General features: G+C 61.2%; 18 protein-coding genes and 1 pseudogene. 5 read left to right on the top strand and 14 right to left on the bottom strand.

The window, feature by feature from the left end:
• Window positions 1-9 precede the first annotated feature (9 nt).
• Genes ACM6I6_RS04670 through ACM6I6_RS04640 form a run of 7 tightly spaced genes read right to left on the bottom strand, consistent with a single transcriptional unit; the run spans window position 10 to window position 6,304 of the window.
• Entirely contained in the window at window positions 10-1,377 is a 1,368-nt protein-coding gene (locus ACM6I6_RS04670; protein WP_414919492.1) for an ATP-binding protein, read from the bottom strand.
• Window positions 1,374-2,036: a response regulator gene (locus tag ACM6I6_RS04665; RefSeq protein ID WP_274076716.1), complete on the bottom strand. Its 663-nt coding sequence runs from the start codon at window positions 2,034-2,036 to the stop codon at window positions 1,374-1,376. Before ACM6I6_RS04665 ends, ACM6I6_RS04670 begins: the two co-directional genes overlap by 4 nt.
• A gap of 11 nt (window positions 2,037-2,047) precedes the next feature.
• Window positions 2,048-2,692, bottom strand: coding sequence for a tetratricopeptide repeat protein (locus ACM6I6_RS04660; RefSeq protein WP_414919491.1), 645 nt, complete (start codon window positions 2,690-2,692; stop codon window positions 2,048-2,050).
• Window positions 2,689-3,498, bottom strand: a complete 810-nt coding sequence (locus ACM6I6_RS04655) for an SDR family oxidoreductase (RefSeq protein WP_414919490.1) — start codon at window positions 3,496-3,498, stop codon at window positions 2,689-2,691. The genes ACM6I6_RS04660 and ACM6I6_RS04655 overlap by 4 nt, the downstream gene beginning before the upstream one ends.
• Window positions 3,485-4,159 carry a TenA family transcriptional regulator gene (locus tag ACM6I6_RS04650; RefSeq protein ID WP_414919489.1) on the bottom strand — a complete coding sequence of 225 codons (675 nt, stop codon included), beginning with the start codon at window positions 4,157-4,159 and terminating at the stop codon, window positions 3,485-3,487. The genes ACM6I6_RS04655 and ACM6I6_RS04650 overlap by 14 nt, the downstream gene beginning before the upstream one ends.
• A complete protein-coding gene (locus tag ACM6I6_RS04645; RefSeq protein WP_414919488.1) occupies window positions 4,156-5,637 on the bottom strand; it encodes an AMP-binding protein in 1,482 nt (493 codons plus the stop codon). Before ACM6I6_RS04645 ends, ACM6I6_RS04650 begins: the two co-directional genes overlap by 4 nt.
• Window positions 5,627-6,304 carry a thermostable hemolysin gene (locus tag ACM6I6_RS04640; RefSeq protein WP_323608268.1) on the bottom strand — a complete coding sequence of 226 codons (678 nt, stop codon included), beginning with the start codon at window positions 6,302-6,304 and terminating at the stop codon, window positions 5,627-5,629. Before ACM6I6_RS04640 ends, ACM6I6_RS04645 begins: the two co-directional genes overlap by 11 nt.
• A 138-nt stretch (window positions 6,305-6,442) precedes the next feature.
• Between ACM6I6_RS04640 and ACM6I6_RS04635 the strand changes: the two genes are divergently transcribed.
• The 3 genes from ACM6I6_RS04635 to ACM6I6_RS04625 all read left to right on the top strand — a co-directional run bounded on the left by ACM6I6_RS04635 (window position 6,443) and on the right by ACM6I6_RS04625 (window position 7,899).
• Window positions 6,443-6,934 (top strand): GNAT family N-acetyltransferase, encoded by a 492-nt coding sequence (locus ACM6I6_RS04635; protein WP_323608304.1) that lies wholly within the window; start codon window positions 6,443-6,445, stop codon window positions 6,932-6,934.
• A 169-nt stretch (window positions 6,935-7,103) separates the two neighbouring features.
• On the top strand, window positions 7,104-7,346 hold the full coding sequence (locus tag ACM6I6_RS04630) for a hypothetical protein (protein ID WP_274076710.1): 243 nt from the start codon (window positions 7,104-7,106) through the stop codon (window positions 7,344-7,346).
• A 223-nt stretch (window positions 7,347-7,569) separates the two neighbouring features.
• Window positions 7,570-7,899 carry a hypothetical protein gene (locus ACM6I6_RS04625; RefSeq protein ID WP_323608267.1) on the top strand — a complete coding sequence of 110 codons (330 nt, stop codon included), beginning with the start codon at window positions 7,570-7,572 and terminating at the stop codon, window positions 7,897-7,899.
• 288 nt (window positions 7,900-8,187) lie between these two features.
• Here the strand turns inward: ACM6I6_RS04625 and ACM6I6_RS04620 are convergent, their stop codons facing one another.
• Window positions 8,188-9,690, bottom strand: coding sequence for an aldehyde dehydrogenase family protein (locus ACM6I6_RS04620; protein ID WP_414919487.1), 1,503 nt, complete (start codon window positions 9,688-9,690; stop codon window positions 8,188-8,190).
• Window positions 9,691-9,947: 257 nt separating this feature from the next.
• Here ACM6I6_RS04620 and ACM6I6_RS04615 point away from each other — a divergent pair, with 257 nt between their 5' ends.
• A complete protein-coding gene (locus ACM6I6_RS04615; RefSeq protein ID WP_414919486.1) occupies window positions 9,948-10,463 on the top strand; it encodes a DoxX family protein in 516 nt (171 codons plus the stop codon).
• A gap of 12 nt (window positions 10,464-10,475) precedes the next feature.
• Here ACM6I6_RS04615 and ACM6I6_RS04610 read toward each other — a convergent pair whose 3' ends face one another.
• From ACM6I6_RS04610 to ACM6I6_RS04595, 4 genes are all read right to left on the bottom strand, one after another.
• A complete protein-coding gene (locus ACM6I6_RS04610; RefSeq protein ID WP_323608265.1) occupies window positions 10,476-10,736 on the bottom strand; it encodes a hypothetical protein in 261 nt (86 codons plus the stop codon).
• A gap of 55 nt (window positions 10,737-10,791) precedes the next feature.
• Complete coding sequence (locus tag ACM6I6_RS04605; RefSeq protein ID WP_414919485.1) at window positions 10,792-11,730, bottom strand: hypothetical protein; 939 nt, start codon at window positions 11,728-11,730, stop codon at window positions 10,792-10,794.
• 1 nt (window position 11,731) lies between these two features.
• The gene (locus tag ACM6I6_RS04600; protein WP_414919484.1) at window positions 11,732-12,781 is read right to left on the bottom strand and encodes an isopenicillin N synthase family dioxygenase; all 1,050 of its coding nucleotides are present in this window, start codon (window positions 12,779-12,781) and stop codon (window positions 11,732-11,734) included.
• Window positions 12,782-13,089: 308 nt separating this feature from the next.
• Window positions 13,090-13,710 carry a cell wall hydrolase gene (locus tag ACM6I6_RS04595; protein WP_414919483.1) on the bottom strand — a complete coding sequence of 207 codons (621 nt, stop codon included), beginning with the start codon at window positions 13,708-13,710 and terminating at the stop codon, window positions 13,090-13,092.
• 143 nt (window positions 13,711-13,853) lie between these two features.
• On the opposite strand from ACM6I6_RS04595, the gene ACM6I6_RS04590 reads away from it, so the two are divergent.
• A complete protein-coding gene (locus ACM6I6_RS04590; RefSeq protein WP_274076702.1) occupies window positions 13,854-14,705 on the top strand; it encodes a CAP domain-containing protein in 852 nt (283 codons plus the stop codon).
• Between the two features lie 348 nt (window positions 14,706-15,053).
• Here ACM6I6_RS04590 and ACM6I6_RS04585 read toward each other — a convergent pair.
• Together ACM6I6_RS04585 and ACM6I6_RS04580 are read right to left on the bottom strand one after the other, a co-directional pair.
• Window positions 15,054-15,341: pseudogene (locus ACM6I6_RS04585) on the bottom strand (cytochrome ubiquinol oxidase subunit I); the annotation flags it as partial.
• Between the two features lie 86 nt (window positions 15,342-15,427).
• Complete coding sequence (locus tag ACM6I6_RS04580; protein WP_414919482.1) at window positions 15,428-17,752, bottom strand: FdhF/YdeP family oxidoreductase; 2,325 nt, start codon at window positions 17,750-17,752, stop codon at window positions 15,428-15,430.
• Window positions 17,753-18,043 lie beyond the last annotated feature (291 nt).

Raw genomic sequence — 18,043 nt, 5'->3', positions numbered from 1 at the left:
ATGCCAGGTTTATGCGCGGCCAATTTCCAGCATGGCGCGCAAGCCTGTGGGGCTGCGATTCTCCAGTTTGATTTGCCCACCCAGGCGATCGGCAATGGCCTGGACGATGGTCAGCCCCAGCCCTGCTCCCTGGTCATTGCCGCGGCTGTAGAAACGCTCGAACAGCCGAGCGCGATCGTCCTCGTTGATGCCCGGCCCCTCATCTTCGACGGACAACTCAAGGACGTTTTGCCTGGCGGCCAGCGTGACCCTGATGAGTCCATGCAGCGGTGAGAAGTTCGCCGCATTGGTGACCAGGTTGTTCAGGGCGATATCAATCGCGGCGGGGTCTACCCGCACCAGGCCGATGTCGTCACTGACGTCGAACACCAGTTCCAGGTCCTTGCTCAATAACCAGGGCGTCAGCTGGATCAGGCTGTCGCGAACGGTGGCGGCCAGGTCGATGGGGGCAGGCGGTTGCGTGCCGGGATTGGGCTCGATACGCGCCATGGTCAGCAACTGGTTGACCAGTCGACTGGTACGGTCGACACCGGCAATCAGGTGTTCAAGGGATACGCGCCGCTCCGCGTCACTGCCCGCCTCCATCAGGTTTTGCGCATGCACCCGCAGCACCGCCAGGGGCGTGCGCATTTCGTGGGCGGCGTCGGCGATGAAGCGCCGCTCGCGCCCCATGACTTCCTGGATTTGCGCGAGCATGCGGTTGAGGGCGGCCTGCATCGGTTCAAGCTCGGTGGGCAGCGGCGTCAATTGCAAGGGCTCGAGTGAGCCGGGCTGCCTGGCCCGCAATTTGGCCGCCATATCGACCAGAGGCTTCAATCCCCAGCCGATGGCCAGCCAGATCATGGCGGCCAGCATCAGGCTTGCCAGGACATTGGGCCACAGCGTGTGGCTAACGATCCGATCGACCAGGTCCGAGCGCACGTCGTCGCGTTCGCCCACCCAGATGCGCAGGTTGTTTTGTTTGTCTTCGAGCAGGAAGGCGCGCCAATGCCGGTTTTTCAGGTCGACTACATCGCTGAAGCCCGGGGTAACCGGTGGCGCACTGAAGGACGGTGAGCTCGCCGTGTGCACCAGCAACTCGCCCTTGAAGTTCCAGACCTGAAAGGCAATCTTCGATTCATAGGGATGCCCGTCGACCCTGGGCGCCGCCTCGCTCAGCGCCTGATTGAAGGCCCGGTACAGATCGGCATGCTCCTGGCTCGCCAGGGGCATGCGCATGACGCCTTGCAGGAGGCGCGCGTTCTGGGCCAGTTGGGCATCGTAGACTTCGGCGATTTCGTGGTTGCTGTCGTGCAGGTTGAGCACGCTGATCACCGTCAGGCCCGCGAGCATCAGGCCAATGATCAAGGTCAGGGTGCGACGCCTGATCGAGGTCATCGGCGCTCCTCCACCAGGTAGCCGATCCCGCGGATGGTGCGGATCAGGTCGGTGGAGAACTTCTTGCGCAGGTGATGGATGTGCACTTCCAGGGTGTTGCTTTCGGCCTCCTCGTTCCAGCCGTAGAGCAACTGCATCAGATGATCGCGCGTCATCACCCGGCCAGGGGGCGACAGCAATTCGTGGAGCAACTGGTATTCCTTGGGTGTCAGGGCGACGGGCTCACCCTTGTAGCTGACTTGCTGGGTGCCTGGATTCAGGCTGATGCCGGCGTGTTCGATCAGCGCTTGTGCACGGCCGGCGCTGCGTCGCAGCAGCGCCCGTATGCGCGCTTTCAGTTCGGCCAGGTCGAACGGCTTGATCAGGTAATCGTCGGCGCCGGCATCCAGCCCGGCGATGCGGTCTTCGGTGGCATCACGCGCGGTCAGGATCAGCACCGGCAGGTTGGAGCCACCGTCGCGCAGCTGCCTGAGCACCTGGAGGCCGTCCATGCGCGGCAGGCCAAGGTCGAGTACCGCCAGGTCAAAGATTTCACTGAGCAGCGAGTGCAAGGCGCTGCTGCCGTCCTGCAACCAGTCGACGGTGTAGCCTTCTCGACTGAGGGCCTGGTGAATGCCCTCGCCGAGTGCCACGTCATCCTCTATCAGTAATAAGCGCACACGGACTCCTGTCAGCCGAGTTTCTTGTTCACGTCCACCAACAGCGCTTCAATCTCTTTGCGCCGCCCGGCGTCGGCGCTTTCGCGGCCGGGACGCGGCGCGGCCAGCAAGGCTTTCTGCAGGGCGGCCCTGGCCTCGACGTAACGCTTTTGACGGTAGAGGTGATCGCCCCAAAAGTACAGGCTGTCGATGCCGTTGGGGTTCATTTGCAAGGCGACCTTGAGCAATTGTTCGGCCTTGTCCGAGTCGCCAAAACCAATGGGCCAACCCGGCACCCGGTCGTACAGCGCACCAAGGCTGGTGTAGGCAGAACCTTGCAGGGCCTTGGGGTCCAGGGTCAGGGCTTTTTCCAGGTCGGCCCTGGCCGCCTTGACCTTGCTCAGCGCCCCGAGCCCGCCTTGGGCACCGGCCCAACTGCTGGTGACGATACCGGACCAGATCCAGGCCTCTGCGACTGCCTGGCGTTCCTGGGTGAAGCTTGCAGCTTGCGCGGCGAGTTTTTCGAAGGCCGCGGTGCGTTGATCCTCTGGCAACTCGTACTGAATATGCGCCCAGCTTTGCTGGATCCCGTTGAGGCGTTGCTGGTCGGCGGCATCCAGCGCCCAGACACTCTGGCTCAAGACGCCGCACAGCAGGCAGGTGATGATCTTTTTCATGGCTTGAGTTTCTCCTCGTCGGGTTTCTGGCTCAGGTGGCGGATCAGCGGCAATTGCTTGCGCAGGCCCCGGTCCACCAGGTGCGGCAACAGGCTGTTGAGGCGCACGAAAAAGCGCTCCGGCCAGCCCAGGTACAGGTCACGACGGTCACCGGCAATGGCGTGGATCACCGCGGCGGCCACCGCCCGCGGGTCGTCGACATTGGCCTTGAGCGCATCGTTGAGCGCCTGGGCTGCCGGGCTGTTCATGCTGGTACGGGTGGCGCGGGGGGCGACGTAGAGCACGCTGACCCGGGTGTCCGCCAGTTCCCGACGCAGGGCTTCGGAGAATCCGCGCAGGGCGAATTTGGTCGCGCAATAGCTGGCGTATCCGGGGTATCCGATGGAGCCATAGGTTGAACCGACGTTGACCACCATGGCACTGTCGGCCTGCTTGAGCAGTGGCAGCAGCAGTTTGGTGAGGCAGATCGGCGCGCTGATGTTCACCGCCAGCATCGCGTTGATCTCACTGTCGTCCAGCTGTTCGAGCATGGCGAAATGATTGACCCCGGCGGCATTGATCAGCAGGTTGATGCCACCGATGCTTTCCGCTTCCGCCAGCACTTCTCGGCGCTCGGCGAGCAGCGTCAGGTCAGCGCCGATCCAGAACAGGTTGCGCGGGTACTGCTCGAGCAGCGGTGCCAGCGGTTGCCGATTGCGTGCCACGGCCAATACCCGGGCACCACTGGCGCACAGGGCCGAGGCGATGGCCAGGCCGATGCCGCCGCTGGCGCCGGTCAACACCACGCGGGCTTCAGACAGGCGCATGCCGGTTCTCCCCGTCATGCGGCAGGCCGCGGAACATATCGGTGTACAGCCGGTAGACCACGTTGGAGGCGTGAATGACGGCGGCCTGGTCGTCCGGATCTTCCAGCCTGTTCATCAGTCGGCGGTAGGTCTGCATGTGCTCGATATCCAGTGAGCCGTGGGAACTCAAGTAGCTGAAGGCGCTTTGCGGCAAGTACAGGCGTTGGCGGATGCTGTCGGCGGCCTGGGTGGCCAGGGCAATGCTGGTGCCTTCGAGCACGTTGACCATGCCGAACAGCCCCACCGGGTTGCCCCGGGCAATCAGGTCGTAGAGAAAGCTGACCATCAATTCGATCGCCATGGACGGACGCCCGGTGCGCACAGCATCCCTGTCACCGCCGCAGGCTTCGATGTCATCGAGTACCCACTTTTCGTGGCCGTATTCATCCTCGATGTACTCACAGACCGCCTCACGCAGCCATTCCAGGCGCGACGGCAGGCGCGCACCGCAGGCCATCATCAAGGGGACGGTATGGCGCACGTGGTAATAGGCTTGCGCCAGGAAGGCCTGGTAACTGTCCAGGCTGACGTTGCCCTCCAGGGCATCACGGATGATCGGCACGTTGAACAGCTCAGTGCGTTGTTGATGCGTGGCTTCTTGCAGCCTGTCAAAAAAACTCATGGTGCGGATTCCTCGGAAAATGCGTATTCACTGAGTTGCTCCCGGTAGCGCTCGACGATGGCGTCCCGCCGGTGCCGGCCATTGGCGGTGAGCAAACCGTTGGCGGCCGTGAAGGGTTGATCGAGACGGGTCCAGCGATGGACCCGGGCGTAGTCGGGTAACGCCTGATTGGCCTGGCTGACGGCGGTAGCCAGTTGCTCGTCGCTGCAATCGGGGCGATGGGGCCAGAGCAGCGCATGGTTGTGCGCCATCGCCTCGCCATGCACGAAGGCCTGGGCGATCAGCCCGCGCTGGGTCAATTCGGCCTCCACCCACTCCGGATTCACGTTGCGCCCGAAACTGGTGACGAACTGATGTTTCTTGCGGCCCTTGAGGTAGAGAAAACCCTCGGCGTCGAACTCGCCGAGATCACCGCTGGGCCACCATGCCGCGGTATGGGGCGCCTCGCCCAGGTAGCCGAGCAAGGTGCAACCCTTGATCAGCACTTCGCCGTCGTCCGCCAGGCGGATCTCTACATGGGGCAAGGGCTGTCCGACGCTGCCGGGACGGTGCGCCTGTGGGCGATTGAGGCACACCACCGAGGCGCACTCCGACAGTCCGTACCCTTCGTAGACCGGCACGCCCACCCGCTGTGCACGACGCAGCAGATCCTCGGAAACCCGGGCACCGCCCACGGCGGCAAAACGCAGGTGCCGTGGGTCGAAGGCGTGCTGTTCGGCAGCACTGACCAGCATCAGCAGCAACTGCGGCACCAGGATCAGGCTCTGCGGCGCCCGGTTGGCCAGGCACCCCAGCAGTTGCGGCACGTTCACCCCGCTGGCGCCTTCAATCCCTAAGGTTTTCGCGCCGGGCAGGCTCAAGGTCGCGCCGGCGTACAACGCGGCATAACAACCGATGTTCTCCAGCAGGATGGCCAGTGGCAGCAGCGCCAGATGGTGTTGCGGGTGGGTAGGTTTGCTGGCCTGATCCAGCTCGCGGCTGACCCGCAGGATGCTGTCGGCACTCAGGCACACTCCCTTGGGCGTACCGGTGGTGCCCGAGGTGAAGGTCAACTTGGCCGTGCCTTCAGGCATCACACTCGGACCGCTGAAACTACGGCGCCAGAAGTCGCCGTCCGTTTGATAGCCAGCCGCTTGCAGTTCGTCGTGCAGGTGCGGTTCGGCGATGACCCGTTCGGCGCGGCTCTGCTCCAGGCAGTGCCTGCGTTGCGCCGGGCTGAAAAAGCCCGGCAAGGCGACACAGGCCAGGCCGGCGAACAGTGCGGCCAAGTCCCAGAGCATGGCCTCGACACCGTTGTCCAGCGCCAGGGCCACGACCTCGATCTGCTCATCGCGCAGCCGCTGCTGGCGCTTCATCACTTCGGTATACAGCGTGGCGTAGTCCAGTTTCAGCTGATCGCCCCACAACGCCGTGACTTTTGCCTGATCCTCGGCATGGCTGCGCAGGGTCTGTTCGAACAGTTCCAGCTCAGGCGACATGGCAGCATGCCTCACTCGACGTCGGCAAACCCAGGCGACTGAACAACCCGATATTGCGCAAATGAATGAAGCCGGCGCGGATGTTGCCAACGTGAACCCAAGGCTTGCTTTCGTAGTAACTGCCCCAGGCGTGGCGGTCATCGCCGAGCCGCGCAGGGTCGGCGGCGCACAGCGTCACGGGCTTCAAACCCAGGCGATGAAAGCTGTTGACCAAGCCCAGGTTGCCGGTAAAGGCCACCCATTCCAGGCCTCCCATGGCCAGCAGGTAGGTCATCGCGATGATGCTCATGCGCGCGTTTGCGGTGTCGCTGGCGGCCAGATTGCCCACCTCGACGATGGCCGACCGCTCTACGGCCTGGTCTGCCGTGGCGCTGATCAGCGGATCGATCGCTTCATCCAGGTAACACTCCAGGAACAGCGGTCCGGTGCTCGCCAGGCGCACACCCACTACTGCACAGAGCGCATCGTTGGCATCAAGCATGCCGAACAGTTCAGGCATGAAATGGCGAATGTCGGCGCCGTGGGCCTTGCGAAAACGTTGCTGGATAAAGGTTTCGAAGGCACACCGTTGCGGGTCGTAGGGCAAGGCCCTGGCGAGGTGCAACCGCGGCGTTTCGGCCTGGCCAAACTGCAGCGGCAACTGAACATTCCAGTTGAAATCGGACATTGGAAAATACCTCCCCCGGATCTATTGGGGAGGAGTATCGAAGGCGTTTCTTAACGAAGTCTGAAGGTGATCGAAAGAAGCTGGATGGTGTAGGCCATAATGACGCGTATTGCACTGCAATCGGCGGGGACCTTCCAGATGATCTCGATTGAACTGCACGCGGCCCGGCGCGATGAGCTGCAGACCCTTGAAAACCTGATGCAGTTCTACACCTATGACTTCAGCGAGTGGGTGCCGCTGGCACTGGGCGAGCAGGGTCTTTTCAGCCTGATGTCCCTCTCGGACTACTGGCGAAAACCCGCGACCCAGCCTTTTCTGATCAAGGTCGACGGAGAGTTGGCCGGATTCGTGACCGTGGATGATGAAGTCCATGTACCCGACGCCCGCCACAACATCGGTTACCTGTTCGTCAGTCGGCGCTTTCGTGGCCAGGGTGTCGCCAGATTTGTCGTGTCCACTCTGTTGAACCGCCTCCCTGGTCGATGGCAAATTTTCCATGTCGAGGCGAACCGGCCGGCGCGGCTGTTCTGGGCTGCCGTGATGCCCGAGCTCACGCAAAACCGGTTCAGCCTGCATCAGCTGTCGATCCAGGGGTTGCCGTGCAGCGTTTATTGTTTCGAAACGCCGTAAACCCTGTAGGAGCCGGCTTGCCGGCGAAGGCGTTGAAAGTCCAACACAAGGCTCAAGGACGCCATCGCCGGCAGGCCAGCTCCCACAATAGATCGGGTAAAGCCGCGAGCTTCGCCGGCAAGCCCCCCTCCCTTTCTAATTCCAAATCAGCTTTGTCGGACAATATGTAGTGAACAAAAATATTCACTACAAAACCGTTGACGCCTTCGATTTGCCCTTGCATGATGCAGACGTCTCCCCGATCGGGAGTACTGGCAACACGCTTGAGCAAGCTCGTCTGACCGCCGAGCTGTTTTTTCCGGATACACGCTGCCCACAAGGCAGATTGAAGAAGCTGACCTGGCCTGAACGTCCAGTACAAGGGCGAGAAGCGCTGGCGATCCATCCTCATGATGCTTGTGGCCGACCCTGAAAAGGTCGGCAGGGGCCAAAGGTTATCGCCGCTTCTCTTCGTTGTGACGCTATTGCGTAGCAGTTATTCAACACGACTACATGCAACAGACGCGGGACCCCGTCGATTTCGACGGACGACTGCTGACGTCCTGGTTTCGGTGCCAGGGATCAACTAACCGATGGGCTACCTGTATTAGCGAATCAACTTTGAAAGATCACCAAATGGTCAAGGGGTTTTTATGATGAATCTGAACAATCAACCAACTATCGAAGAACTGGCTCGTATGTTCGCTGCGCAAAAAGACAGCCATGACAGCCATATCCTGTGGATCAGCAAGTCGGGCGAAGTTCAAATCGACTGCCTGTCTCCACACGCCCATGAAGCGGAGTTCGACCAGAACAACGAGAACCTGCTCGCCCGACTGAAGATGTACCGTCGCGGCCAGGGCTATGTCGGCAAGAAAGCAGCGGCCGACAAGGACTTCATCGGTAATGTTCTGCAAACGCTGAAACAGGCCTGGGCCTCGCTGCAGAACCAGAACGAAGTTCGGGTGATTGATCGGTTCTACTGATTAGAATTTAAATTATTAAAAAAAGGGCCTGCTCCCAATAAGAGCAGGCCCTTTTTAATGCCTGATATTCCTAACCACCACAGATCCAGTGTGGGAGCGGGCTTGCTCGCGAATGCGTCGGGTCAGCCAACGTCAATGTCAGCTGATAGACCGCATTCGCGAGCAAGCCCGCTCCCACAAGGAGATTTGTGGTGATCAAGAAAATTCAGTGCCCATCTGGTGTAAAGCCGTCGAAGCCGCCTGAGCTTGACCGCAGCGACCGCCCAGGCAGCCGCTGCGGCAATCTTTTTAGCGTTTGACCGACAGATCGACCTGGGTCATGCGACTGCGAATGGTGAACACACCATCGCCCGAGAGAATCGCGCTGCGCGCAAACAGGCGGCCGCTCTCCCAGTTCGACAGGCCCAGTTCCGGCTTGTTGAGTGCGTACTGACCATCGACCCAACGGGTGATCCCGTTACCGACAAAGGGCGCGTTGACCGCGTTGTAGAAACGTTCCTGGGTCGCGGCATCTTCACTGAGCAGCGACACGGTGAATTGCGGGCTGTAGCGGTTGAACAAGGCGATGGCGCTGTCCAGGTCGTCGACGATCTTCAGGCTGACTTCCGGCGTCTCTTCCCATTCCCACTCGCGACCCAGTTGATCTTCCGGCAAGGATTCGGCCTGAGCTTCAGTGCGATAGCCTTCGGCGCGGTAGACCTCGACGCTCGCGGTCTGCCAATCCGCCGGCAGGAACGCTTCGCTACCTTCGACGATGTGCAACTTGCAGCCCTGGCTGCGTGCCTTGCCGGCCTGTTGCAGCGCGTCGAGAAACAGCGGTACCAGTTCCGCGGCGCGATCGCGCTGGATCAGGCATACGTTCAGGGTATTGCAGACCTTGCGGTCGAGGGAGTTGCGCACCACGGAGGCGAAGCGCTTGGCATCGGCGTCGGTGTCGGCGATCAACCAGGCGCCGCCAGTTCCGTGAAGGCTGACGGCAGTGCCGGCCTGTTGCGCGATGCTGCCCAGTTGACTGACGGCACGTCCCGAACCACGGGCCACGGCCAGTGACAGGCGGCGGTCGGCAAACATCGCCCAACCGGCGGCGTGATTGACGCTTTCCACCAGTGAAACCGCACCAGTCGGCAGCCCGGCGTCGTTCAGCGCCGGGTTCAGTGCGTGGGTGACGATGGCCTGGGCCGTGCCCAACGCATCGCTGCCAATGCGCAGCACCGCGGTGTTCCCCGTGCGCAACACCCCGGCAGCATCGGCGAAAACGTTCGGCCGACCTTCGAAGACGAACGCGACGATGCCCAACGGCGAGACCACTTGTTCGACTTTCCAGCCGTCGTGCTCGACGCAACTGATCACTTTGCCGCGGGTGGCCGGCGCATCGCGCCAGGCGCGCAGGCCTGCGATCATGTCGCGGCGCATGCGCTCATCGGCCAGCAGGCGCGTGGTCGAGCGGCCACGGGCCTTGGCCCGTTCGATGTCGGCCAGGTTCGCGGCCTCGATCAGGGCCCAGCACTCGGGCGTTTCCAGACGTTGCGCGAACAGATCGAAGAAGGCGCTGATGGCCTGGTCCGACACCGTCGACAGCGCCTTGAACGCCGCTTGTGCACGCTCGATCGCCACCGCTGCGGCTTGCTGGTCCGCCACCGGGATCAACAACAGCTCGCCGCTGACCTGCTCCACCAACAGGTGGTCACCGGGCTGGAAGCGTGCCGCCAGTTCGGGGCTGACCACAGTGACACGGTTACCGGCGAAAGGGATTGGCGTGCCAGCGACTAGACGTTCGAGCGCAAGAGACATGAAGCGGTATCACCATGCAAAGGGCGGGCGGAAAATGTATAGCAAAAGTCCCCGAGCGTCATCCGCCGCCCCCATCGCCCAAGACAGCTGCCCAGTGTTGCACCTGGTTACGTATCAAAGTGTGTACAGCCCCACCCCAGACACACCACGCCTTCATTTCCACGCACAAACGACACACTGCAGATACACCCGGTTGATGAAATACATCTCAACGGGCACCCCACCGCCCGACTTCCCTGCCTCGAAGGAAATCAACCATGAGCGCCACTATTTCATCGGCCGTCAAAGGCCTGCACCTGAACCTTGACCGTGCCGGCAGCTGGATAGCGCCACTGACCCTGCGGGTGTTCCTCGCCTGGGAATTCTTCGAGTCGGGCCTGGAAAAATTCAACGGCGAGAACTGGTTCGCCGATATCCAGGACCGCTTCCTGTTTCCGTTCAACCACTTGCCGGCCACGTTGAACTGGGAATTGTCGATGTGGGTGGAGCTGATCTGCGCCCTCGCCCTGCTGGTGGGCCTGGCCACACGGTTCTCGGCGATCAGCCTGATCGTGGTGACCATCGTCGCGACCGCCGCGGTGCACTGGCCGGCCGACTGGTCGACCTTGAGCGAACTGGCCCAGGGTTACTCCATCAGCAACAAGGGTTTCGGCAACTTCAAGCTGCCGCTGATCTACCTCGCCGCCCTTGTGCCGCTGCTGCTGTCCGGCCCTGGCAAATTCAGCCTCGATGCCTTGCTGGCCCAATGCTTCTGGCGCCGCGCTCATCTGTAAAACGCTGCCGGATCAGAGCTGGTTGGTCATCGCCATGTTCACGAACCGGGTATCGAAGCGCAGCTTGATGTTGTTTTTGTCGCCCAGGGTCGAGCCATCGGCGAACTGCATGCCCACCGCGTCAGCACTGGTGGCCGCTTGACCCAGCAAACCCTTGGCGAAGGAAAAGGTGCGGACCTTGTCCATGGTGTGGCGGATAGCCTCGGAGCTGGCGAATTCGTAGGCCGTGGTTGGCGTGTAGAACAGCATGGTCTGGGTAACGGTAAAACACACACGAGAATACCTTCATGGGAACCTCACGGGTTATGAATGGGATGACGCAATGAGTTCAAACGAGCGGCTGGGTATAGCGGCTCAATGTCGGGGATTCGCGCTCATTCCACTGCGCGGCGCTGCGGGTGAACCCGGTGGATTGCGCGTAGCTGACGTGCGGTTCCAGCGTGTCGATGATGAACAGGCGTTCGCAGGCCAGCCCATCAACCAGCAATCGCTGGATGATGTGAACGCTGTCAGCCTGCAGTTCGAAGCCGTCCAGTGGGATCAGGGTCTGCCCCACGCGCGCGGCACAGGTCGAGAGCGTTACGTTGTAGCCCTCGTCGAGCGAGCCTTGGGCCACCGATGTTTCGAAGTTGAACGCACGGCGCAGCCATTGCGGGTCATCCGCGTATTGAGCGACCAACTCACGCAGTGGCACACCTCCATCGAGCGGATGTGCACGCCCCAGCACCAGCGCCGCATATTCACCACAAACGATCAATCCCCCGCCTCGATGACGCACGATGCCGCTCTCCAACTCCTTTTCCTCCAGCAGCCGCAGGCCTATCAATGCGCCGGGCGCCGACAATTGCAGACGCCAGTCTTCGACATAGGCCCCGCTGGGCGAGAACTCGATCATGCAGTTGCCGATACGCTTGAGCAGCCCTGGCTCGGGCCAGCGATTGTGCAACTGCAAGGACGTGTCGGTGTGCCAACTGAGAATCTCGCCTTCCCATGAACACAAGGCTTCCCAGCCTTCGTAGTTGGCCAGTCGCTGCAGTTCTTCCGCGCTGTACGCCAGCAACGGTTTGGCTTGCACCTGGTGTTCTTCCAGCGGCAAGCGCAAATCAATGGTGAAGTTACGGCTCTGGAACCAGCACACGTGGGTCTGGGTATCGGTCAGGCCATCGGCAAAGCTGATTGCCCGGCGCTTGTAGAAACCCAGCATCCAGTCTGGAACGCCTTGGGTCGGTTGCTGCGGGTAACGAGCGACAAGTTCATTGAGGTGCATATCAAACCTCCATGGCGCAGGCAGTACGGCCGAATGAGGACAAGCCCTTTGCCCCGTCCGGCAAGCTCAGTTCACCGCGAGCCAGGCGCTGCTTGAGGTAGCGAAAGGTTTGCAGGGTTTGCGCGTACAAGTGCTCGCCACACACAACCGGTCCATAGCGGCTCGGCGTTGCCGGATCGAGCAGTTGCGCGACGGGCTCGATGACCGTGTCGTAATCACAGGCGCAAAACATCGGAAACGAGTAACGCTCCTGGGCGACTTTGCGTACCCGATGCGCGGTGGCGACGTAGGAGCCGTTGCTCAGCACTTCCATCATGTCGCCAATGTTGATGACAAACGCGCCGTCCACCAAGGGCACATCGATCCACTGCCCTGCACCGTTCAACACTTCGAGTCCCGGCGCGGTCGGGAGCAAAATGGTGAAGCACTCATAGTCGGTGTGCGCACCTATACCGGGACGATCCACCGGCGCATCCGGCGCGAACGGATAGTGGATCAACCGCAATTGGCTGGGCGGGTTGTTGACCCGTTGCGTGAAGGCATTTTCCGCAAGCCCCAGTGCCAGTGCGAAACCTCGAAAAAGCGTGAGGTTGAGGCTGAACACGGCGTCGTAATAGGCCTTGACGTCCTCTTTGAATCCCGGCAACGCCGGCCAGCGATTGGCACCCAGCATCGGTCGCGTCCCGTGCGGCAGCCGGTAATCGAAACCGACATCGAAGGCCTCCTTGTGATCGATGCTGCCCTCGACGAATTGCTCTTCGCCCTCCGGTACATATCCGCTGTGGTTGCTCGACAGGCCGATGTAATCGTTCATCTTCTGTTCAAGCGGCTGGGCGAAATATTCCACCGTCCGTTGTTTGATGCGGTTGATGATCTGCGGATCGATACCGTGCCCGGTCACGTACAGAAAGCCTGCCTGCGAGGCTGCTCGCCCCAGGGCAGCGGCGGTTTCGATACGAGCGGCTGCACAGTCGGAAAACAGTCCCTGAATGTCGACCAGAGGCAGGGTCTGGAACGCGGAATGAGGGGTAATACGAGGCGTGGGCGCCATAAGTAACCTCCTGATGATTAGTCAAAATGTCACCTGGTCGTCCAGATATCGCAGAGCCGCGAGGCCTCCGGGTCGTCCCGGATCAGTCGCACCAGAAAAGGTGCTGGAGAGGTGGAGCAATGTGCGTGCCATATTCGATCGTGCGCATAAGCACAGCTGTATCTAATTGATTTAAAACGGCCGATGCCAATGGAGACCGACCAGGCGTCTCCATCCTGAAGCCAGTAAAGGCACCAGCATGGAGCGAATGCTCTTTAGCGTGGCTTAAGGTCGCGGCCTGGTTCATGATCGCCTGGGTGAATTTGCGACTACTTCGCATCCCCGGCCTTGGGTTTGTAAAATCTGAACAAGCCGATGTTGGCCGTATTGTTGTACTCCCTGGCCCAATCCGGTTTCACCGTGCGATCATGGAAATACAGCGCGCCCTTGGTGCGATCCGGCAATTGCTTGTTCAGTGCCTTGCGCGCGATTTCCTTGGCCATCGCGTAAGGCACCTCTTCCTGTACCGAGTCGGAACGGCCGTCGCACCACCAGGAGAACTGGCAGCTTTTGCTCTGCGAGCCCTGCTTGACCACGCCGCACACGGTATCGGGAAAACCGTCGTGGCCGAGGCGGTTCATCACCACATTGGCCACCGCTTCCATGTCCGCCGCGTTCTTGCCCTTGGCTTCCCAGTAGATCGATCGGGCGAGACAGGTGATGGCGTCATCCAGCGGCGCTTTGCCCGCCGGGTCCACGGCCTGGACCTCGGGCTGGGTAATGGCTTGAGACTTGGACGCCGACGCAGGGCTGCTGTTTTCGGCGGCCTTGTGCTCAAGCACCTCGGCCTTGTCTTCGGCGACTTTCTGTTTTTGCTGCTGGTCGGTGGCGAATACCGGAACAGCGATCAGGGTGAGGGCGAGGCAGGCGGCTATCCAGTCGTGGCGCATGGTCGGGCACTACTCTGTGGGCAGTTTCGCCTCAGTGTAGTAGTGAAATGATGGCGCAAAGGAGGCGACATCGCGAAAAAGACATTGCGTTCAAGGGGGGCACTTCGCGCATCATGGGCGCAGTCAGCTCAAGGAGGATTTCCATGCATTTCCTGTCATCCACTCTGCGCCTTGCCGGGTTTTCACTAGGGCTTGTGTTTGCCGCCACCGCGCTGGCGAGCGAAGAGTCGCAACTGATCGAATCGATCAACCTCTACCGCGGCCAGCTGCAGCGTTGCGCCGGCCAGGTGTCCTCGGAACTGCCGCCGCTGTCGGCCGACCCACGGCTGGTGCTGTCCGCCGCCAGCGTCGGCAACCTGCAGCAGGCCATGGCCAGCGCCGGTTATCCGATGAAGAACGTGCAGGCGATCAGCCTGAACGGGCCGCGAGATGCGCCCTCGGCCATGAAAGCGATCCAGGAAAGTTTTTGCCAGATCGTGCTCGACCCGCAGTTCGTCGACGTTGGCGTCAGCCGCCAGGACCGCGAGTGGCGCATCGTCCTGGCCCGCCCATTGTTGAGCGCACGCCTGGGCGATTGGCAGGCCGAAGGGCAAAAAATGCTGGCCGAACTCAACGTCGCACGCAGCCAGCCCCGCCAGTGCGGCGCGCAATCCTTCAACGCCACCACGCCGCTGACCTGGAACGCCACCCTGGCGACCGCCGCCGAAACCCAGTCGCGCAGCATGGCCAACAACAACTACTTCGATCACAAGGACCGCGACGGCCGCACCCCGGGCGACCGCGCGGAACTGGCGGGCTACGACTTCCAGCAGATTGGCGAAAACATCGCCGCCGGCCAGGACAGCGTGCGCAAGGTGGTCGACGGCTGGCTGACCAGCCCCGGTCATTGTGCCAACCTGATGAACCCGCAGTTCCGCGATCTGGGTGCAGCGTATGCGGTTGATCCGAAGAGCGATGCGGGAATTTACTGGACGGTGATGTTTGGGGCGCAATGAATCGCCCCATCTCCCACGGCCGTACCCGATCTACTGTGTGCGAGCCTGCTCGCGATGGAGGTCAACGATGACGCGGGGAGCTGTCACCCCGCGGTGCCCTGAGCTTTTTCGCGAGCAAGCTCGCTCCTACAGGCCCGCTCAACACCAGCCACCCAATGCGCTAGTACCACCGAGTAGATGCCGCTTGATGTTTATCAATGGTAGCCATCGCCAATCCTGACGGCGGCACGATGTTCGGCCAGAGACTGAAGGCCAGGCCGAGGTAGCCGAGGAACATGATCGGAATGACCCGCAGGCCCATACTCGTGATGGGGCTTGGGCCCCTTGGCCACCCGAGAAATAGATCAAGTGCAAGCCGCGCCCTACCCGGTTCCAGCCAAACAGCATGACCCCGAGGAAGCCCGCTTCGAGGAAGAACGCGGTGAGCACTTCATAGGTCAGCAACGGCCCGGTGATGCTGCCGGCGAAGTCGGAAAAACGGCTCCAGTTGGTGCCGAACTCGTAGGCCATGACCAGCCCCGAGACCACGCCCATGCCGAAGTTGACGGCGAAGATCTTCGACCAGAAATGGTAGAGATCGCGGTAGGAGTCGTTGTGGGTTTTCAGCCAAAGGCCTTCGAGCACCGCCAGGAAATTGTAGGAGCTGGCTTGCCAGCGAAGGCGTCCTTCAACAATGCATTGTTCTTTCGGGCGCCTTCGCCGGCAAGCCGGCTCCTACAGGTTTATGCGGCGGAAGTGGAAATGAGGCTGCTCGCTTTTGCCTGCTCCAACCGGATGGCGACGAACTTGGAGGTAGGGGTGAACGTGCGGTCACCGTAGCTTTCCAGTGGCACCAACGGGTTGGTCTCCGGGTAATACGCGGCAGCCTGGCCGGCCGGAATGTCGTAGGCGATCAAGGTGAAACCGCTGACCCGACGTTCACGGTCGTCGTCCCACAGCGCCACCAGATCGACTTTCTGCCCCGGCTCGAAACCCAGCCGGCGGATGTCCTGCTCGTTGGCGAACACCACATCGCGCATGCCGTAGACCCCGCGATAACGATCGTCCAGACCGTACAACGTGGTGTTGTACTGATCGTGGGAGCGCATGGTCTGCAGGATCAAATGAGGCTTCACCGCCAGGTTGCGCACGCCTTCGCTGATCAGGTGTTCGGGCAACACGCTGGGGGTGAATTGCGCCTTGCCGCTCGCGGTTTTCCAGATGCGCTGCGCGGCGTTGTTCGGCATGTGGAAGCCGCCCGGATGAAGCAAGCGCCGATTGAAATCCTCGAAGCCCGGGATGGTGTCGGCAATCATGTTGCGGATGCGGCCGTAGTCGCCGACGGCCCAGTTCCAGTCGATCGGCTGCTTGCCCAGGGTCGCGGCGGCGATCCCGGCAATGATCGCCGGCTCCGACAGCAGGTGTTTGGACTTGGGTTTCAGCTGGCCATGGGAGATGTGGATCATGCTGAAGGTGTCTTCCACGGTGACGCCCTGCGGCCCTTCGGCCTGCATGTCGATGTCGGTGCGGCCCAGGCACGGCAGGATCAGCGCTTCACGGCCGGTGACCAGGTGGCTGCGGTTGAGTTTGGTGGCGATGTGCACCGTCAGCTCACACTTGCGCAACGCGGCGTGGGTGCGCGGTGTATCGGGGGTGGCCTGGGCGAAGTTGCCACCCAGGGCGATGAACACTTTCGAACGGCCCTGCTCCATCGCCGAAATCGCCATCACGGTGTTGTGGCCATGCTCCCGAGGCGGCTTGAAGGAGAAACGTTTTTCCAGGGCATCGAGCAATTCGGTGGGCGCCAGTTCGTTGATGCCCATGGTCCGGTCGCCCTGCACGTTACTGTGACCGCGAACCGGTGACAGGCCGGCACCGGGGCGCCCGACATTGCCGCGCAGCAACATCACGTTGATCACTTCCTGCAACGTCGGCACCGAATGGGTGTGCTGGGTCAAGCCCATCGCCCAGCACATGATCACGCGCTTGGCGCGGGCGTACATGCGCGCGGCCAGTTCGATGTCGGCCAGGCTCATGCCCGATTGCTGCTCGATGTGCTCCCAAGCGGTGGCATCGACTTCGGCCAGGTAGGCATCCATTCCCGAGGTGTGTTCGGCGATGAACTCACGGTCGAACACCGGCTCACCACCCGTGGCTTGAGCTTCCCGTTCCCACTGCAAGAGGAACCTGGCGATGCCGCGCATGACCGCCATGTCGCCGCCGAGGGCCGGACGGAAGTAGGCGGTGTTGGTCGGCTCGGATCCGTTCATCAACATTTCGATCGGGTGTTGCGGATGCTGGAAACGTTCCAGCCCGCGCTCCTTGAGCGGGTTGATGCAAATCACCTGCGCGCCGCGTTTGACCGCTTCACGCAGCGGTTCGAGCATCCGTGGATGGTTGGTGCCGGGGTTCTGGCCGATGACGAAGATCGCGTCGGCATGCTCCAGGTCATCGAACACCACGGTGCCTTTGCCCACACCCAGGCTCTCGATCATGCTGACGGCGCTGGCCTCGTGGCACATGTTCGAGCAGTCGGGGAAGTTGTTGGTGCCATAGGCGCGGACGAACAGCTGATAGAGAAAGGCGGCCTCGTTGCTGGCGCGGCCGGAGGTGTAGAACTCGGCCTGGTTCGGCGATTCCAGCGCATTGAGATGCCGGGCGATCAGCGCGAACGCTTCGTCCCAGGAGGTTTGCACATAACGATCGGTGCTGGCGTCGTATCGCATCGGATGGATCAGGCGGCCCTGATACTCCAGCCAGTAGTCGCTTTGTTCGGACAGTGTCGAGACGCTGTATTTGTTGAAGAAAGCCGGGTCGACCAAACGGCCGGTCGCTTCCCAGTTGACCGCCTTGGCGCCGTTTTCGCAGAACTTGACCATGCCGTTTTCCGGCGATTCGCCCCAGGCGCAACCGGGGCAGTCGAAGCCGCCATTCTGGTTGGTCTTGAGCATTGCACGGATATTTTTCAGGGCGTTTTCACTGCCCAGCCAGGTTTTGGTAACGGCGATCAGCGCGCCCCAACCAGCGGCGGCACCTTTGTAGGGTTTGTAGCGGTCGACTTGCGACATGGTACTTCTCCGTGACCTGATTCAGGCCATTGATCGTATGACGGAGAAAAGCATAGGAATGAGGGTTGAACATTGTCTAATCGCTATTAATGACCAGATTATCGAAGATATCTATCAAGACATTTTTACTATTATTTTCAATTACTTAATCAGCCATAACGAACTTTTCAGAGGGAAGATATTTCATCATAGAGCCCATCGATCAACCGGTTATCAATAGTGATTGGACGCCCTCGCAAGTTGCACTTAGCCTGCGTTTAATTTGTGGGAGCAGCCTGCTCGCGATGGACT

It is taken from the genome of Pseudomonas sp. IT-P218 (assembly GCF_949767605.1).
Taxonomy (GTDB): Bacteria; Pseudomonadota; Gammaproteobacteria; order Pseudomonadales; family Pseudomonadaceae; genus Aquipseudomonas; species Aquipseudomonas putida_AE.
This window is presented reverse-complemented; position numbering and strand designations above follow the sequence as displayed.

Bases quoted from the DNA above. Each gene is read 5' to 3' on its own strand.
- ACM6I6_RS04670 (WP_414919492.1), bottom strand. From the start codon at position 1,377: ATGACCTCGATCAGGCGTCGCACCCTGACCTTGATCATTGGCCTGATG.
- ACM6I6_RS04660 (WP_414919491.1), bottom strand. From the start codon at position 2,692: ATGAAAAAGATCATCACCTGCCTGCTGTGCGGCGTCTTGAGCCAGAGT.
- ACM6I6_RS04655 (WP_414919490.1), bottom strand. From the start codon at position 3,498: ATGCGCCTGTCTGAAGCCCGCGTGGTGTTGACCGGCGCCAGCGGCGGC.
- ACM6I6_RS04650 (WP_414919489.1), bottom strand. From the start codon at position 4,159: ATGAGTTTTTTTGACAGGCTGCAAGAAGCCACGCATCAACAACGCACT.
- ACM6I6_RS04645 (WP_414919488.1), bottom strand. From the start codon at position 5,637: ATGTCGCCTGAGCTGGAACTGTTCGAACAGACCCTGCGCAGCCATGCC.
- ACM6I6_RS04640 (WP_323608268.1), bottom strand. From the start codon at position 6,304: ATGTCCGATTTCAACTGGAATGTTCAGTTGCCGCTGCAGTTTGGCCAG.
- ACM6I6_RS04635 (WP_323608304.1), top strand. From the start codon at position 6,443: ATGATCTCGATTGAACTGCACGCGGCCCGGCGCGATGAGCTGCAGACC.
- ACM6I6_RS04625 (WP_323608267.1), top strand. From the start codon at position 7,570: ATGAATCTGAACAATCAACCAACTATCGAAGAACTGGCTCGTATGTTC.
- ACM6I6_RS04620 (WP_414919487.1), bottom strand. From the start codon at position 9,690: ATGTCTCTTGCGCTCGAACGTCTAGTCGCTGGCACGCCAATCCCTTTC.
- ACM6I6_RS04615 (WP_414919486.1), top strand. From the start codon at position 9,948: ATGAGCGCCACTATTTCATCGGCCGTCAAAGGCCTGCACCTGAACCTT.
- ACM6I6_RS04605 (WP_414919485.1), bottom strand. From the start codon at position 11,730: ATGCACCTCAATGAACTTGTCGCTCGTTACCCGCAGCAACCGACCCAA.
- ACM6I6_RS04600 (WP_414919484.1), bottom strand. From the start codon at position 12,781: ATGGCGCCCACGCCTCGTATTACCCCTCATTCCGCGTTCCAGACCCTG.
- ACM6I6_RS04595 (WP_414919483.1), bottom strand. From the start codon at position 13,710: ATGCGCCACGACTGGATAGCCGCCTGCCTCGCCCTCACCCTGATCGCT.
- ACM6I6_RS04590 (WP_274076702.1), top strand. From the start codon at position 13,854: ATGCATTTCCTGTCATCCACTCTGCGCCTTGCCGGGTTTTCACTAGGG.
- ACM6I6_RS04580 (WP_414919482.1), bottom strand. From the start codon at position 17,752: ATGTCGCAAGTCGACCGCTACAAACCCTACAAAGGTGCCGCCGCTGGT.